We start from the raw sequence: 15,398 nt of genomic DNA on the forward strand, positions 1-15,398 counted from the left end.
GTGAGCGTTCCGAACGTGGTCGTGCACCGCAATGCCGACGTGCTGGCCAAGGCCGTCGCGGCGCGGATCATCACCCGGCTGGTCGACGTGCAGTCGGCCAAGGGGTCGGCGTCGATCGTGCTGACCGGTGGCTCGGTCGGCATCGCCACGCTGGCGGCCATCGCCGCCACGCCGGCGCGTGACGCCGTGGACTGGCGGCGCCTGGACGTCTGGTGGGGCGACGAGCGGTTCCTGCACTCCGGCGACAAGGAGCGCAACGAGACGGGCGCCCGCGAGGCCCTGCTCGACCACGTGGACCTGGATCCCGAGCGGGTGCACGTCATGCGCGGGCCCGACTCGGGCATGTCGGCCGAGGAGTCGGCCGACTCCTACGCCGCCGAGCTGCGCGCGGCCTCCAGGCCGGAGGACCACGGGCCGGTGCCGGGCTTCGACGTGATGCTGCTCGGCATGGGCCCGGACGCGCACATCGCCTCGCTGTTCCCCGGGATGCCCGCGCTCTACGACACGCGTCCGGTGGTGGCCGTGCACGGCGCGCCGAAGCCGCCGCCCACCCGCATCAGCCTGACGCTGCCCGCCATCCAGGCCGCGCGCGAGGTGTGGGTGGTGGCGGCCGGTGAGGAGAAGTCGGGCGCGGTGCGCCTGGCCCTGTCCGAGTCGGGCTACGTCCAGGTCCCGGCCGCGGGCGCCAAGGGCCGGGGGCGGACCCTGTTCCTGCTGGACCGGGCCGCGGCCGGCAAGATCCCGCCGGGGCTGGGGCGGATCTCCTCCCCGTGACCGTCCGCGGGCGGCGTCCCTTCCGGTACGCCGCCCGCCCTCGGCCGCACGCGTCGGCCGGTCGTCCCGGTCCCCGGCCCCATGCGTCAGCCGGTCGTGCCGGTCCCCCGGCCCCATGCGTCGGCCGCTCGGCCTCATTCGTCAGCCGGCGGCGACCAGTGCGTCGATCTCGGCCGTCAGGGCCCGCTTGCGGTCCTCGCCGAGGTAGGACGCCTGGACCCCGTTGCGTGCGAGCAACGCCAGCTCCTCCTTCCCGAACCCGAACTCCCTGGCCGCCACCCGGTACTCCTGCGCCAGCGTGGTGGCGAACATGGGCGGGTCGTCGCTGTTGAGCGTCACGTACAGGCCCTCTTCGAGCATCCGGGGCAGCGGGTGGTCGCCGATCACGCCGACCTGCCCGGTGCAGACGTTGGAGGTCGGGCAGACGTCCAGCGGGAGCTGCGTCTCGCGCAGGTGGGCGACGAGGCGCGGGTCTTCGAGGCAGTTGATGCCGTGGCCGATGCGCTCGGCGCCGTAGCCCTCGATGACCTCCCAGATCGTCTCGGGGCCGGACATCTCGCCGCCATGCGGGACGCTGTGCAGCCCGGCCGCCCGCGCCGCCGAAAACGCGGAACGGTAGGCGTCACGATATTTCGGCCGCTCCTGCTCGATCCCGCCGATGCCGAAACCTACCAGCGCGGCGGGAGGTTCCTGGAGAGCGTGCTCCACCGTCACCTTGGCGGCCTCCGCACCGAACTCGCCGGGGATGTCGAAGATGTAGGCCATCTCCACGCCGTGGTCGCTCAGCGAGCGGCGGGCGGCCAGGTCGAGCGCCTCGGTCACCTCGCGCATGGGCATGCCGACGATGTGGTGCGCGTAGGGCGTGACCTGCAGCTCCACGTAGCGGGCGCCCTGCGGGGCGAGGTCGCGGGCCAGGCCGAGCACGAGGGTCGCCACGTCCTCCGGCTCCCGTACCAGGTCGTTGACGGCGGCGTACACCTGGGCGAACTGCGGGAAGTCGCGGAAGGTGTAGAAGCGGCGCAGGTCCTCCTCGCTGGTGGGGACGCGGCTGCCGGGGTGGCGGCGGGAGAGCTCCAGCACGGTGGGGACGGAGGCCGAGCCCACCAGGTGAACGTGGAGCTCGACTTTGGGAAGCGCGTCGATGAAGGCGTCGAGGGTGGTCATGCCGACGACCCTAGGGGCGACATTTCGCGAAAAAATAGGCTTTATGGCGAAATTTCACATGAAGATGTTAGTTTTGGCGGCTGAGCTAAGCTGGCGTGCGTGACCAACGCCGAAGCGTACGATCGCGGCTTCGCCCACCTCAGCTCCCACACCGTCGCCCCGCTCCTGGCACTGACCTGCGCGGGCCGTGCCCCGAGGCTGCTGGACGTCGGCTGCGGCACCGGCGTGGTCACCTCGGCGGCGCTGGCGCTGGGCGCCGAGGTCACCGCCGTGGACGCCGATCCCGGCATGCTGGAGCTGACCGCCCGCCGCCACCCCTACGCGACGATCCGGCGGGCCACGCTGCCCGTGCTGCCGTTCGAGGACGAGCAGTTCGACGCCGTGACGGGGAACTTCGTCATCAACCACGTCGCGGGCACGGCCGAGGCGCTCAAGGAGCTCCACCGCGTGCTGCGTCCCACCGGCATCCTCGCCCTGACCTGGTGGAAGGCCGACGAGATGACCGCCACCAACGTCTTCGCCGACGCCATCGCCGCCTCCAGGATCCCCTACGAGCCCCCGGACCGGCCGTTCACCGGCAACGACACGCCACCGCGCTTCACCGCCCTGCTCGCGCAGGCGGGCTTCCAGGCGGCGGCCGTGGACACCGTGCGCTGGCGCCACCAGGTGGACCTCGCGTCGTGGTGGACCGACGTCGTCCAGGCGGGCGGCCCGCGCTTCGACGTGATCGCCAGGCAGCCGCCGGAGACCGTCGAGTGCATCAGGGGCCACTACGACCGGCTCGCGGCCCCGTACGCGCGCGAGGGCTTCCCCGTATGCGCCTACCTGGCCCACGCCACCCGCTGACCCCTTACACCGGCCTTTTCACCGGGCCAGGGTGTCGCTCGACGACCAGGCGGTGACGAGGGGCATCAGCACCCCGTCGACCGACTCGGCGGCGAACGGCTCGTCGAACGCCGGCCCCGTGAAGATCATGCGGTGCCACACCAGCGCCTCGGCGACCGCGAAGACCCGGCCGGCGTCCACCGGACCCGGCAGCTCGCCCCGCGCCACAGCCCGCTCCAGGAGCGCGCGCACGTCGCCGAGGTTCTTCGTCGGCATGTGCTCGCGCAGCGTGCGGGCCAGCTCCTGGTTGGACACCAGCGTCGAGGACAGCCCGATGACCAGCGTGTGCTTGCGCTCCACCGCCTCGCACAGGCCGCGGAAGATGGAGGCCAGGTCGCCTCTGAGCGTCCCGGTGTCCTCCCCCGGCGGCGTGTCCATGTCGAACCGCCGGCAGATGACGTCCACGACCAGCTCGGGCTTGCCGGCCCAGCGCCGGTAGATGGTGGCCTTGCTGGCCCTGGCCCGCTTGGCGATCTGATCGACCGACATGCGGTCGTAGCCGACCTCCGACAGCAGCTCCATCGTGGCGTCGAGGATGGCCCTGTCGCGCTCAGGGTCGAGTGGAGCCACGTACACGTCCTTCAGCTGTAGGCGATCTCATCGAATCGTACGCCGGTCAGCTCGGTGGACACGTCCCACAGCCGTCTGGCGACCTCCTCCGACCTGGCCGTCTCCGAGGGGGTGAGCAGCTTGAGCGTCGGGCCGACGAACTCGCCGCCGCGCAGGTCCGGGGAGGTGGCGGCGTACAGGGAGGACAGGGCGCCGCGGGCCGGGCCCTTGAAGAGCAGGCCGAGGAGGGGCTGCAGGGGACCGAGCTTGAAGATGCTCGTGGCGGTCGCGCCGGGGTGGGTGGCGACGCTGATCAGGTCCGCGCCGGCCCGCTGGGCGCGCCGCTGCAGCTCCAGGGCGAAGAGCAGGTTGGCCAGCTTCGACCGGCCGTACGCGCTCATCCTGCCGTAGCCGCGCTCCAGGTCCAGGTTGCCGAAGTCGAGCCTGCCCATGGCGTGCGCGTCGCTGGAGACGTTCACCACGCGGGCCCCCGGGGCGGCGAGCAGCAGCGGCAGCAGCAGGCCCGTGAGCGCGAAGTGGCCCAGGTGGTTGGTGCCGAACTGCATCTCGAAGCCGTCCTTGGTCTCCTGACGGGGGATCATGCCGATGCCCGCGTTGTTGACCAGGAGGTCGACCTTGCCGACGCCCGCGGCGAACGTCCTGACCGACGCCAGGTCCGACAGGTCGAGCCGGCCGTACTCGACCTCCGCGCCGGGCACCGCCCGCTGGATCTCGGCGACCGCGGCGGCGCCCTTGCCCGGATTGCGGGCGGCCACGACGACATGGGCGCCGTGCCTGGCCAGCTCCAGCGCGGTGGGCAGGCCGATGCCGGTGTTCGCGCCGGTCACGATCGCCGTCTTGCCCGTCAGGTCGGGCATGGAGGCAGGGGTCCAGGTCGTCATCGCCACTCCAAGTGTACGGAACCGTTTCGTACACCATAACCCATGCACGTCCGCCGCGAGCGGGTCAGCGTTCCAGGCGCCGGCGCGCCTGACGTTCCTCGCGCTGGGTCACCTCCAGCCGCTGCCGGCTGTCGTCGAGCTTCTTGCGCGCCTTGGCGAGCTTGCCCTCCAGCCGCGCCACCTTCTCCGCGCGCTCGTCGTGCTCCTTCGCCGCCGCGTCGAGCGCCGTACGCCACTCCTTGTGCGCGGCCTCCGCCTCGGCGCGTTCCCCGGCCTTCCTGGCCTCGGCCTCCGCGCGCTCCCGGGCCTTGGCGGCCTCGCCCTCCGGCGTCTTCTTCCTCGCCGCGGGCCGTGCGCGCGTCACCGGCGCGGGGGCGAAGCCGCTGTAGCTGAGCGGCTTGGCCAGCGTGCCGCGCCGTACCTGCTCCGCCGCGTCCGCGTCCACGACGGCCGCGTCGAGCGTCTGATCCACCTCGCCGCCCGCGGCCGCCGACAGGCCGGCCGACTGCCTGATGAGCCGGCCCAGCCGCCCCGTGACGTCGTTGCGGCGCTGGGTCAGCTCGGCCAGCGCGCCGGCGTCCTGCTCCTGCCAGGCCGCGCGCAGGCGCTCGCCCACGTCGAGGAGCTCGGCCAGCTCGTCGGGATGTTCGCGGGCGGCCCGGTTCACCGCCGACGCGGACACCGTGGGCCTGCGCAGCTTCGCGATATCGCGCGACAGCCGTACGTCGCCCGCGTCCTTGGCCGCGCGGGCCTCTGCCTCGCGCGCGGCGGTGAACTCGGACGGCGGCAGCGCGTAGAGCCTGCCTGCCACTTCGTCAAGATCCACACAGGACAAATACCCCACATCGCCGAGTTTGTAGCGCATAGTGGAGGCAGCCCCAGTCGATCGGAGGGCCCCCGGTGTTCGAACGCTTCACCGACCGTGCGCGAAGGGTCGTCGTCCTCGCTCAGGAGGAAGCGCGGATGATGAGCCACAACTACATCGGCACGGAGCACATATTGCTCGGCCTCATCCACGAGGGTGAGGGCTTGGCCGCTCTGGTGCTCGACAGTTGTGACGTGGAACTGGACCACGTACGGGCCTTCGTCGAGCGCGAGGTCGGCCGCGGCGCCAAGTCGCCCGGCGGGCACATCCCCTTCACACCGCGGGCCAAGAAGGTCCTGGAGCTGTCACTGCGCGAGGCGCTCCAGCTCCGGCACAACTACATCGGCACCGAGCACATCCTGCTCGGCCTCATCAGGGAGGGCGAGGGGCTGGCCGCCCAGGCGCTCGTGGACGCGGGAGCGGACCTCACCGACGTGCGCCAGCGCCTGCTCGACCGCGTGGGCAGGGGCCCGAAGGAGCGGCCCGCCGAGATGTTCTTCCCGTCGGGACACGCCCTGGGCGAACGTCTCGCGCAGATCCAGGAGAGCCTGGAACGCATCGAACGCCACCTCGGCATCCAGCCGCCCGCCGCGCAGACCGATGATCAGGCGGGCGACCGGCCCGAGGAGCGGCGGGACGACGAGGGCCTAGGCTGACACCATCGTCCCGACCGGGAGCCTGGCCTCGACGACGCCGGGGTCCTCGGTGTAGCCGAGCGTCGCGCCCAGGGAGACGAGCAGCCGGCGCATCCGCGCGTTGTCGGACAGCATGGTGGCCCTGACCTCGGCGTACCCGAGATCGCGGGCCGCGCGTACGAGCATCCTGGCCATCGCCGTGCCCAGACCGCGCCCCTGCCAGCGGTCCTCGACCAGGAAGGCCATCTCCGCGATGCCGGGGTCGGGGGTGAACATCAGGTTGGCCATCCCCACGACCTGCCCGTCGTGCCCGGCGACCATCGAGTATCCCCTGCTCCTGTCGCACAGCCGGTCGAACATGCGCGGCGGCAGCGCGGGCATCGAGGTGAAGTAGCGGAACCTGCGCGACTCCGGCGAGCACCTGTCGTGCAGGTCGCGTACGGCCTCGCGGTAGATCGAGGTGAGCGGCCGGACGGTGACCTCCACGCCGTCGGCGAGCTTGACGCCGCGCTCGGCCGGGCTCTGCTCGGACGCCGGCTGGGCGAGCCTGGCGAACGAGGCCGCCCTGGCCGCCTCGGTCAGCGTGAACGGCAGCTCGGCCCGGCGCAGCCGGACGGCGCGCCTGGGCGCCACGGGCACCACGAGCTGGGTGGGGTCGGGGAGATCGCTCACGGCCTCACCATAGATCCACCTGGCGTCGTCCGCGCGCAGCAGCTCGGCCAGCAGCTCCGGCAGCCGCCACGGCATCGAGCGCAGCCTGGAGGCCAGCAGCAGCGCCCTGGTGGGCTCGTCGGTCAGCTCGTGGGCGGTGGCGGGCACGACCTGGACGCGACGGCCGCCGGCCGCCTCCAGCGCCGCGCGTACGGTTTCGGGGTTCGCGGGGATGTCGGCGACGAACTCGTCGACGGTGCCGTCGGCGTCAGACTGTACGCTCAGGCCGAGGATGTTGCCGCCCCGTGCGGCCAGGGCCGCGGCGAGGGAGGCCAGCCGTCCGGGTCGCTCGTCCACGGTGGTGCGGATGCGCAAGAATCCCATGCCTCCGAGCATGCCTGGTGGCTGTTACGCCGCCGCTAACTACGTGTTTCATTGCGCACTTCGTCGCATGATGCGACGACTTATCCCGATATAGGATGATATGTCGCTATGAGCGCGCGTGTTCCCCTGTCGTCCGGGTTCGTAAACGGCGACGTGTCCTACTGGTACCGGTCTTCCGGCGTACCGGAGCCCGGCCCTCGCCTCGACGGCGACCTCCAGGCGGACGTGGCCATCGTCGGAGCCGGCTACACCGGCCTGTGGACCGCGTACTACCTCAAGCGGGCGCGCCCGTCCCTGCGGGTGGTGGTGCTGGAGCAGGAGTTCGCGGGGTTCGGCGCCTCGGGGCGCAACGGCGGCTGGCTGACCGGCGACCTGGCCGGCTCCCACGAGCGCTACGGCGAGGGCGCGCGGCGGCTGCAGCGCGAGATGTACGCCTCGATCGACGAGGTGATCGCGGTCTGCGAGAAGGAGTCCATCGACTGCGACCTGGTCAAGGGCGGCGTCGTGAACGTGGCCCGCACCCCGGCCCAGGCCGGCAGGCTCCGCGACAGCGTGTCCTCCGCCCGCTCGTGGGGCATCGAGGAGCCCGACCTGCGCCTGGTGGACCCGTCGGCCCGCATCCGGGTCGCCGGGGCACTGGCGGCCTCCTGGAGCCCCCACTGCGCCCGCATCCAGCCGGCCAAGCTGGCGCAGGGCCTGGCCAGGGTCGTACGCGAGCTCGGGGTGACCGTCTACGAACGCACCCCCGTGACCGGGATCACGCCGCACCGGGCGGTCACCCCGTACGGGACCGTGTCGGCCGGCCACGTGATCCGCGCGACCGAGGGCTTCACGGCCCGCCTGGACGGCCTGCGCAGGCAGTGGCTCCCCATGAACAGCTCCATGATCGTCACCGCCCCCCTCCCCCCGTCCTTCTGGGACGAGGTCGGCTGGCAGGGCGCCGAGCTGCTCGGGGACATGGCGCACTACTACATGTACGCCCAGCGCACCGCCGACGACCGCATCGCGTTCGGCGGGCGGGGGCGGCCCTACCTCTACGGCTCGCGCATCGACGCCCGCGGCCACACCCACGAATGGACGGTCGAGGCGCTGTGGGGGCTGCTGACCGAGTTCTTCCCCGCCGCCCGCTCCTCCTCGGTCGAGCACGCCTGGTCTGGGGTGCTCGGGGTGCCGCGCGACTGGTGCTCGACGGTCCACGTGGATCCCGACACCGGCCTGGGCTGGGCGGGCGGCTACACGGGCCACGGGGTCACCACGACGAACCTGGCGGGCCGGACGCTGCGCGACCTGATCCTCGGTGAGGAGACGGAGCTGACGTCGCTGCCGTGGGTGGGCAGGAAGGTCCGCGCCTGGGAGCCGGAGCCGCTGCGGTGGCTGGGCGTGCACGCGATGTACCGCCTGTACCGGGTGGCCGACCATCGTGAACGCACCATGCCGCGTACCTCGGCCCTGGCCCGGTTCGCCGACCTGATCACCGGCCACTGATCCCGGCTCCCCGGCCCGGCCGCCCTCGGCCCGAGCACTGGGCCGGGGCGGCAAGATGGACCGGTCGAGAAAGGGACTCTCATGAACATCCTCTTCCGAGGAGGCCGCGTCTTCACCCCGGAAGGCGTCCTGGCCCAGGCTGTGCTGGTGAGCGGCGGCCTGATCGCCGCGGTGGGTCCGGAGGGCGAGCTGGCACGGCGGGCCCACGAGACCGTGGAACTGGACGGCGGCCTGCTGACACCGGGGTTCACCGATGCACACGTGCATCCGGTCCAGGCGGGCCTCGAACGATCAAAGTGCGATTTGTCCGAAGATTTCGGACTCGATGTCTACATAGCGAAGATCGCCGACTACGCCGCGAAAAATCGCGATAAAGAGTGGATCGACGGCGGTGGCTGGGACATGTCGGCATTCCCGGGCGGCCTCCCGCACCGCGACCAGCTCGACTTCCTCGACCGCCCCGCCTACCTGATCCAGCGCGACCACCACGCCGCCTGGGTCAACACCCGCGCACTCGAACGCGCCGGCGTCACCGCCGACACCCCCGACCCCGCCGACGGCAGGATCGAGCGCGACGCCGCGGGCGTGCCCACCGGCGTCCTGCACGAGGGCGCCATGGACCTCGTCGGCCTGCTCACCCCCCGTCCCACCCCCCAGGACCTGCAGGACGCCCTGGCGGACGCCGAGGCCCACCTGTTCTCGCTGGGCGTCACGGGCTGGCAGGACGCCATTGTGGGCTCCTACGCGGGCTCGGAGGACCAACTGCCCACCTACGTGGCCGCGGCCCGCTCAGGACGGCTACGGGCGCGCGTCACGGGCGCCCTGTGGTGGGACCGCACGCGCGGCCTCGACCAGATCGGCGACCTGCTCGAACGCCGTGCCGCCGCCGCCGGCCTCGACCGTTTCGCGGCCACCTCGGTCAAGATCATGCAGGACGGCATCACGGAGAACTTCACCGCGGCCACGCTGGAGCCCTACTGCCGGTGCGGCGGCACGGGCCTGTCGTACGTGGACCCGTACAAGCTCAAGGAGTACGTGGCCGAGCTGGACAGGCACGGCTTCCAGGTGCACTTCCACGCCATCGGCGAACGGGCCGTGCGCGAGGCCCTGGACAGCTTCGAAGGCACCGACCCCGCCAATAGGCACCACATCGCCCACCTGCAGATCATCGAGCCCACGGACGTTCCGCGCTTCGCCGCCCTCGGCGTCACGGCCAACCTGCAGCCCCTCTGGGCCACGCACCACGCCCAGATGGACGAGCTGACGCTGCCGTTCCTGGGCGAGCCGCGCTCGTCGTGGCAGTATCCGTTCGCGGACCTGCTGGCGCACGGCACGCGGTTCTGCGCGGGCAGCGACTGGCCGGTGTCGAGCGCCGACCCGCTGCAGGGCATGCACGTGGCGGTCAACCGCACGGAGCCGGGCGGCTCGGTGCACGCCGGCTACCCGACCGCGCAGACCCCGTTCCTGCCCGGCCAGCGCATCGACCTGGCCACGGCCATGACGGCGTACACGGCGGGCTCGGCCTGGATCAACCGCTCCCCGGCCGGCGCCGTCGCGCCGGGCCGCCCGGCCGACCTGGTGGTCCTGGACCGCGACCCGTTCGAGCTCGCGCCAGGGGACATCTGGACGACGCGGGTGCGGATGACGTTCGTGGACGGCGTCCCGGTCTACGAGCGCCCCTCAGGCTGAGCCTCGGGAACGACGAAGGGCCCTGGGACAACATCCCAGGGCCCTTCGATCAACGCCTGTCTACCAGGGGGACTTGTTGTTGCGCAGGCGCTCCAGTGCCTCCTCGAGGATCGCCTTGCCGTCCTTGTCGCTCCTGCGTTCCTTCACGTAGGCCAGGTGCGTCTTGTACGGCTCATTCTTGGGCGGGGCAGGCGGGGCCTCCTCGTCCTGTCCGGCTGGGAGGCCGCAACGTGGGCAATCCCACATCTCGGGGACCGCCGCGTCGCTGGCGAAACTGGGGCGCGTCTCGTGCATGTTGGCGCACCAGAACGAGACCCGCACTCTCGGAGCTGCCTCGCCGCGCTCGGCCTCCCCCATCGGGCCGGCACCGACTCGGCTGCCACGGATCGCGTTGCCACTACCCACGGATGAACTCCTCGCTCGATCGCCCCGCGCGCAGGCACGGGGGGAGAATCACTGTCACGCGTTAACTTTGTTGCTCAGGGCCGCAAAAGCAGGCCGAGAGCGATGATGCAGACGAACCACACGGTGCCCGTGATGACGGTCAGCCGGTCGAGGTTGCGCTCCACCACCGAGGAACCACCGAAGTTCGACGAGAAGCCGCCGCCGAACATGTCAGACAGGCCGCCACCCTTGCCCTTGTGGAGCAGCACGAGCAGGATCATGAGACCGCTCGCCAGGATGAGGGCGATGGAGATTCCGATTTCCACGGTATGCCTGTTCCTTCAATGCTCTGTTACGCGTGACGATTCAAACTTGCTTCTTGAGGGTACGGCCTGGTGTCAAGTCGCACCCCCCGAACGACTCAGTTAGCCAGGCATATCGGAGAAACGACAGATCTTCGCGAACTCTCCCGCGTCGATGCTGGCGCCACCCACGAGCGCGCCGTCGACATCGGGCTGCGCCATGATCCCTGCGATATTGCCTGACTTGACCGAGCCACCGTAAAGGATACGTACCGCAGAGGCCACTTCGGCGTCGTAGAGCTCAGCGAGTCTCACTCGCAACGCTCCACAGACCTCCTGGGCGTCCTCTGGGGTGGCCACCTCGCCGGTGCCGATCGCCCACACCGGTTCGTAGGCCACCACTATCGATTTTGCCTGCTCGGCGGTGATTTTGCGCAGCGCGGCGTCGAGTTGGGCAAGACTGTGCGCGATGTGGCGGCCTTCTTGACGCACCGCCAGCCCCTCTCCCACACACAGGATGGGGGTGAGCGAGTGCCGGTAGGCGGCCTGGACCTTGGCGTTGACCAGGTCGTCGTCCTCGTCGTGATACTGCCGGCGCTCGGAGTGGCCGATCGTGACGTAGGTGCAACCGATCTTGGCCAGCATGACGCCGGACACGTCTCCGGTGTAGGCGCCTGCGTCGTGCTGCGACAGGTCCTGGGCGCCGTACACGATCCTGAGCTTGTCGCCGTCGACGAGCGTCTGCACGCTGCGCAGGTCGGTGAACGGCGGCAGGACGGCGACGTCGGTCTTGTCGAAGTCTTTGTCGCCGAGCGCGAACGCCAGTTTCTGGACGGTTGCGATGGCCTCGAGGTGGTTGAGGTTCATCTTCCAGTTGCCGGCGATGAGGGGCTTCCGCTGAGTCAACTCAGTCCTCCAGGGCTGCGAGTCCGGGAAGGCTCTTGCCCTCAAGGTATTCGAGGCTGGCCCCGCCACCGGTCGAAATGTGCGAGAAACCGTCCTCAGGGAGCTCCAGCTTGCGCACGGCGGCCGCCGAGTCGCCGCCGCCGACCACGGTGAAGGCGTCGGACGCGATCAGCGCCTCGGCCACCGCTCTCGTGCCGCCGGAGAACGCCTCGAACTCGAACACGCCCATGGGCCCGTTCCAGAAGACGGTCTTGGCGTCGGCCAGCTTCGAGGCGAACAGCTCGCGCGTCTTCGGCCCGATGTCGAGCCCCTCCCGGTCGGCGGGGATCGCGGTGGCCTCGACCACGTCGTGATCGGCGTCAGCGGCGAACGTGACCGCCGCCAGCACGTCTACGGGCAGCACGAGCTCGACGCCCCGCTCGATGGCCTCGGAGAGGAAGCCGCGCACCTGGTCGAGCTGGTCCTCCTGGAGCAGCGAACCGCCCACCTCGTAGCCCTGGGCCTTGAGGAAGGTGTAGGCCATGCCGCCGCCGATGAGCAGCCTGTCGACCTTGGTCAGCAGGCTCTCGATGACGCCCAGCTTGTCGGAGACCTTCGCGCCGCCCAGCACCACCACGTAGGGGCGCTCGGTGTCCTCGGTCAGCTTGCGCAGCACCTCGACCTCGGCCACGATCAGCCCGCCCGCCGCGTGCGGCAGCAGCTTGGGCACGTCGTAGACGCTGGCGTGCTTGCGGTGCACGGCGCCGAAGCCGTCGCCCACGTAGAGCTCGGCCAGGCCGGCCAGCTTCGCCGCGAACGCGCCCCTGGCGGCGTCGTCCTTGGACTCCTCGCCGGGCTCGTAACGCAGGTTCTCCAGCAGGGCGACCTCACCGTCCTGGAGCGATGCCACGGTCTCGCGCGCGCTGTCGCCCACCACGTCGGCGGCGAAGGCCACGTCCTGGCCGAGCAGCTCGCCCAGGCGCTCGGCCACCGGCTTGAGCGAGTATTTCGGGTCCGCCTTGCCCTTGGGCCTGCCGAGATGGGCGCAGACCACGACCTTGGCGCCGCGGCCGACCAGTGTCCTGATCGTCGGCACCGAGGCCCTGATGCGGCCGTCGTCGGTGATCGTCTCCCCGTCGAGAGGGACGTTGAGGTCGGTGCGCACGAGCACGCGCCGGCCCTTCACGTCGAGATCGTCGAGCGTGCGCATGCTCATGCTCCTGTTCCCGGGGGGCGCGCCTGCCGCGCGCCCCGACGTGTGCGCCTCGGCATCAGAGGCCGCGGCCCACCAGCTCGATCAGGTCGGCGAGGCGGTTGGAGTAGCCCCACTCGTTGTCGTACCAGCCGACGACCTTGACCTGGTTGCCGATGACCTTGGTCAGACCGGCGTCGAAGATGCAGGAGGCCGGGTCGGTGACGATGTCGGAGGAGACGATCTCGTCCTCGGTGTAGCTGATGATGCCCTTGAGCGGGCCGTCGGCGGCGGCCTTGACCGCGGCGTTGACCTCCTCGACCGTGACGTCGCGGCCGAGCTCGACGGTGAGGTCGGTGGCCGAGCCCGTGGGGATCGGCACGCGCATCGCGAAGCCGTCGAGCTTGCCCTTGAGCTGCGGCAGCACCAGGCCGATGGCCTTGGCGGCGCCGGTGGAGGTGGGCACCACGTTGAGGGCGGCGGCGCGGGCGCGGCGCAGGTCCTTGTGCGGGCCGTCCTGCAGGTTCTGGTCCTGCGTGTAGGCGTGGATGGTGGTCATCAGACCCTTTTCGATGGTGAAGGTGTCGTGCAGGACCTTCGCCATCGGCGCCAGGCAGTTGGTGGTGCAGGAGGCGTTGGAGATGATCGTGTGGTTGGCCGGGTCGTAGTCGCCGTCGTTGACGCCCATCACGATGGTGACGTCCTCGTTCTTGGCGGGCGCGGAGATGATGACCTTCTTCGCGCCGTTGTCGGCGTGCACCTTGGCCTTGGCGGCGTCGGTGAACAGGCCGGTGGACTCCAGGACCACGTCCACGCCCAGGTCGCCCCAGGGCAGCTTGCCCGGGTCGCGCTCCGCGAAGACCTTGATCGCCTTGCCGTCGACGATGATCTCGTCGCTGGTGGCCTTCACCTCGTACGGCAGGCGGCCCAGGATGCTGTCGTACTTCAGCAGGTGAGCGAGCGTCGCGTTGTCGGTCAGGTCGTTGACCGCGACGATCTCGATGTCCTTGCCGCTGGCGGCGACAGCGCGCCAGAAGTTGCGACCGATGCGGCCGAAGCCGTTGACGCCTACGCGGATGCTCACGGGAACCGATCTCCTCGAACCAGATGGCGGGCTGAACCTCAACCACGAACCTTATCGGACCCAAATTGGTTTAGACCACTGCAGGTACCCGGCTCTGAATCGTCGTTCAGACGACACCTTTTGTGAGGTTCGAGTAAAGTGCCCGACTCATCGGAGTAAATTCGTGCATTCTCTGGGGGCTGAGATGTCACATAAGCGGTCCGGTCTACTACCCGGACTACTAACAGGGCTGCTCACCGCACTGATCTGTGCGGCCGCGCTGGGGGCGGCCGTCCTGTTCCAGGAGCGGATGCCGAGCGGCGTCACGACGTTCGGCAACGGCTTTCCGCTCTCGCTGGCGCTGTCGCTGGCGATCGCCCTCCTGGTCGCCTTCGCGATGGGCGCCGTACGCCCGCGCAGCGTCGTCCTGCTTCCCTTCTCGGCGCTGTACGCGGGCGGCGCCGTCGCGGCCGGGCAGGTCGCCGGCAAGTCCATCATGATCGGCGCTCTGGCCGCGGCTCCCACCGAACGGGGGCCCGCCGACCTCGCCGACGTCACCCTGGACAACTTCCTGGCGGGCCTCCCCTCCGCGCCGTCGCTCTACCGGGGCTCACCGGCGGAGACGTGGGCCGCCTGGCTCTACGTCGGCGTGGCGGCCCTGGCCGCTCTGGCGCTGCTCACGCTCAGGGTCATCCGCGTGCGCCGTGCCCAGCGTGCGGAGCTGACGGAGGCGGCGGAGGAGTCGCAGGAGCCCGAGTACCGGGCCCCGTTCGAGCCGGCCCAGGCGCCCGCGCAACAGCCCACGACGGACCTGTTCGCCCCCCGCAAGCCCGCCAAGGAGTAACCCGGGCCACTCCCTGGCCCGGGCGCTTCCCCCGACCCGGACCCTTCCTTCCGCGGGCAGTTCCCCGCCCCGGGCTTTCCTTGATCCCGGGCCCATGATCGGGCAAAGGTAGTTCCTCCTCCCCCACGGGAACCCCTGAACATGTCGCAGCGAAGGTCAGCCCTGCTCCCGGGCATCATCACCGGCCTGCCGGTCATGCTCGCCGGAGCGGCACTCTACGGCGCGCTCATCGGCCTCACGCAGTACGAGATCGGCCTGGCGACCATCGGCTTAGGCGCCCTGACCGGCCTCGGCGTCACGCCCACCAGGGCCAGCAGGACCACCGGCCCGCTCCTGCCGCTCCTGCCACCCCTGGCCGCCCTACTCGGCCTCACAGGCGCGGCCCTCGGCCAGGTGGCCGGCACCGCCCTCCTGCTCATGGACCACGCCGGACAGCAGGGCCTGCCGATGACGTACGCGACCGCCGCCGCAGAGATCGTCACCGGCTTCAACGCCCTGATCGGCGAATCCCCAGAATCCATCCTGTACTGGGCGGCGAGCGCGATAACCGCCTGCACCGTCGCCATCAGACGCACCACCGGCACGGCAAGCAGGCACGCCCGCACTCATGCCACCGCCACGGCCGCCACCCACCCCAGAATCGCCCAATCCGTCACCGCACCGAATTCCCCCAGCACGCCGACCACCTGAGCCCCGCCGGCACGCCCTCCGGAGCGGCACCCATCAACGCGCGCATCGTGGCGGC

The 15,398-nt window shown here is 70.7% G+C and carries 16 protein-coding genes and 1 pseudogene; 7 read left to right on the forward strand and 10 right to left on the reverse strand.

What is annotated here, in order from left to right; all coding sequences use genetic code 11:
* On the forward strand, positions 1-774 hold the full coding sequence (gene pgl, locus ABEA43_RS53070; protein WP_345574310.1) for a 6-phosphogluconolactonase: 774 nt from the start codon (positions 1-3) through the stop codon (positions 772-774).
* Between the two features lie 141 nt (positions 775-915).
* Here the strand turns inward: pgl and add are convergent, their stop codons facing one another.
* Positions 916-1,938: an adenosine deaminase gene (gene add / locus ABEA43_RS53075; RefSeq protein WP_345574311.1), complete on the reverse strand. Its 1,023-nt coding sequence runs from the start codon at positions 1,936-1,938 to the stop codon at positions 916-918.
* Positions 1,939-2,037: 99 nt separating this feature from the next.
* On the opposite strand from add, the gene ABEA43_RS53080 reads away from it, so the two are divergent.
* A complete protein-coding gene (locus tag ABEA43_RS53080) occupies positions 2,038-2,784 on the forward strand; it encodes a class I SAM-dependent methyltransferase (RefSeq protein WP_345574313.1) in 747 nt (248 codons plus the stop codon).
* Between the two features lie 18 nt (positions 2,785-2,802).
* Here ABEA43_RS53080 and ABEA43_RS53085 read toward each other — a convergent pair whose 3' ends face one another.
* The 3 genes from ABEA43_RS53085 to ABEA43_RS53095 form a co-directional block, all read right to left on the reverse strand.
* The gene (locus ABEA43_RS53085) at positions 2,803-3,393 is read right to left on the reverse strand and encodes a TetR/AcrR family transcriptional regulator (protein WP_345574314.1); all 591 of its coding nucleotides are present in this window, start codon (positions 3,391-3,393) and stop codon (positions 2,803-2,805) included.
* 11 nt (positions 3,394-3,404) lie between these two features.
* Positions 3,405-4,274, reverse strand: coding sequence for an oxidoreductase (locus tag ABEA43_RS53090; RefSeq protein WP_345574316.1), 870 nt, complete (start codon positions 4,272-4,274; stop codon positions 3,405-3,407).
* Positions 4,275-4,338: 64 nt separating this feature from the next.
* On the reverse strand, positions 4,339-5,100 hold the full coding sequence (locus tag ABEA43_RS53095) for a hypothetical protein (RefSeq protein WP_345574318.1): 762 nt from the start codon (positions 5,098-5,100) through the stop codon (positions 4,339-4,341).
* 74 nt (positions 5,101-5,174) lie between these two features.
* Here ABEA43_RS53095 and ABEA43_RS53100 point away from each other — a divergent pair.
* Positions 5,175-5,627, forward strand: a pseudogene (locus tag ABEA43_RS53100) (Clp protease N-terminal domain-containing protein); the annotation flags it as partial.
* A gap of 159 nt (positions 5,628-5,786) precedes the next feature.
* Here ABEA43_RS53100 and ABEA43_RS53105 read toward each other — a convergent pair.
* Positions 5,787-6,809 (reverse strand): GNAT family N-acetyltransferase, encoded by a 1,023-nt coding sequence (locus tag ABEA43_RS53105; RefSeq protein ID WP_345574319.1) that lies wholly within the window; start codon positions 6,807-6,809, stop codon positions 5,787-5,789.
* Positions 6,810-6,917: 108 nt separating this feature from the next.
* On the opposite strand from ABEA43_RS53105, the gene ABEA43_RS53110 reads away from it, so the two are divergent.
* Positions 6,918-8,294 (forward strand): NAD(P)/FAD-dependent oxidoreductase, encoded by a 1,377-nt coding sequence (locus ABEA43_RS53110; protein WP_345574320.1) that lies wholly within the window; start codon positions 6,918-6,920, stop codon positions 8,292-8,294.
* A gap of 81 nt (positions 8,295-8,375) precedes the next feature.
* Positions 8,376-9,983 (forward strand): amidohydrolase, encoded by a 1,608-nt coding sequence (locus tag ABEA43_RS53115; RefSeq protein ID WP_345574321.1) that lies wholly within the window; start codon positions 8,376-8,378, stop codon positions 9,981-9,983.
* 60 nt (positions 9,984-10,043) lie between these two features.
* Here the strand turns inward: ABEA43_RS53115 and ABEA43_RS53120 are convergent, their stop codons facing one another.
* The 5 genes from ABEA43_RS53120 to gap form a co-directional block, all read right to left on the reverse strand.
* On the reverse strand, positions 10,044-10,388 hold the full coding sequence (locus tag ABEA43_RS53120) for an RNA polymerase-binding protein RbpA (RefSeq protein WP_082310244.1): 345 nt from the start codon (positions 10,386-10,388) through the stop codon (positions 10,044-10,046).
* Between the two features lie 74 nt (positions 10,389-10,462).
* Positions 10,463-10,693 (reverse strand): preprotein translocase subunit SecG, encoded by a 231-nt coding sequence (gene secG, locus ABEA43_RS53125; protein ID WP_189652417.1) that lies wholly within the window; start codon positions 10,691-10,693, stop codon positions 10,463-10,465.
* A 99-nt stretch (positions 10,694-10,792) separates the two neighbouring features.
* The gene (gene tpiA / locus ABEA43_RS53130; RefSeq protein WP_345574328.1) at positions 10,793-11,575 is read right to left on the reverse strand and encodes a triose-phosphate isomerase; all 783 of its coding nucleotides are present in this window, start codon (positions 11,573-11,575) and stop codon (positions 10,793-10,795) included.
* Position 11,576: 1 nt separating this feature from the next.
* Complete coding sequence (locus ABEA43_RS53135; RefSeq protein ID WP_345574330.1) at positions 11,577-12,764, reverse strand: phosphoglycerate kinase; 1,188 nt, start codon at positions 12,762-12,764, stop codon at positions 11,577-11,579.
* A gap of 61 nt (positions 12,765-12,825) precedes the next feature.
* Entirely contained in the window at positions 12,826-13,830 is a 1,005-nt protein-coding gene (gene gap / locus ABEA43_RS53140) for a type I glyceraldehyde-3-phosphate dehydrogenase (protein WP_345574332.1), read from the reverse strand.
* 184 nt (positions 13,831-14,014) lie between these two features.
* Here gap and ABEA43_RS53145 point away from each other — a divergent pair, with 184 nt between their 5' ends.
* On the forward strand, positions 14,015-14,653 hold the full coding sequence (locus ABEA43_RS53145; protein WP_345574334.1) for a hypothetical protein: 639 nt from the start codon (positions 14,015-14,017) through the stop codon (positions 14,651-14,653).
* Between the two features lie 141 nt (positions 14,654-14,794).
* Positions 14,795-15,343 carry a hypothetical protein gene (locus tag ABEA43_RS53150; RefSeq protein WP_345574336.1) on the forward strand — a complete coding sequence of 183 codons (549 nt, stop codon included), beginning with the start codon at positions 14,795-14,797 and terminating at the stop codon, positions 15,341-15,343.
* The last annotated feature ends 55 nt before the right edge of the window (positions 15,344-15,398 follow it).

Origin of the sequence: Nonomuraea rosea, from assembly GCF_039539705.1 — a bacterium.
Taxonomy (GTDB): domain Bacteria; phylum Actinomycetota; class Actinomycetes; order Streptosporangiales; family Streptosporangiaceae; genus Nonomuraea; species Nonomuraea rosea.

Coding starts and splice junctions, on each gene's coding strand:
- ABEA43_RS53105 (WP_345574319.1), bottom strand. CDS start 6,809: ATGGGATTCTTGCGCATCCGCACCACCGTGGACGAGCGACCCGGACGG.
- ABEA43_RS53115 (WP_345574321.1), top strand. CDS start 8,376: ATGAACATCCTCTTCCGAGGAGGCCGCGTCTTCACCCCGGAAGGCGTC.
- ABEA43_RS53135 (WP_345574330.1), bottom strand. CDS start 12,764: ATGCGCACGCTCGACGATCTCGACGTGAAGGGCCGGCGCGTGCTCGTG.
- ABEA43_RS53110 (WP_345574320.1), top strand. CDS start 6,918: ATGAGCGCGCGTGTTCCCCTGTCGTCCGGGTTCGTAAACGGCGACGTG.
- add (WP_345574311.1), bottom strand. CDS start 1,938: ATGACCACCCTCGACGCCTTCATCGACGCGCTTCCCAAAGTCGAGCTC.
- ABEA43_RS53150 (WP_345574336.1), top strand. CDS start 14,795: ATGTCGCAGCGAAGGTCAGCCCTGCTCCCGGGCATCATCACCGGCCTG.
- ABEA43_RS53090 (WP_345574316.1), bottom strand. CDS start 4,274: ATGACGACCTGGACCCCTGCCTCCATGCCCGACCTGACGGGCAAGACG.
- ABEA43_RS53145 (WP_345574334.1), top strand. CDS start 14,015: ATGTCACATAAGCGGTCCGGTCTACTACCCGGACTACTAACAGGGCTG.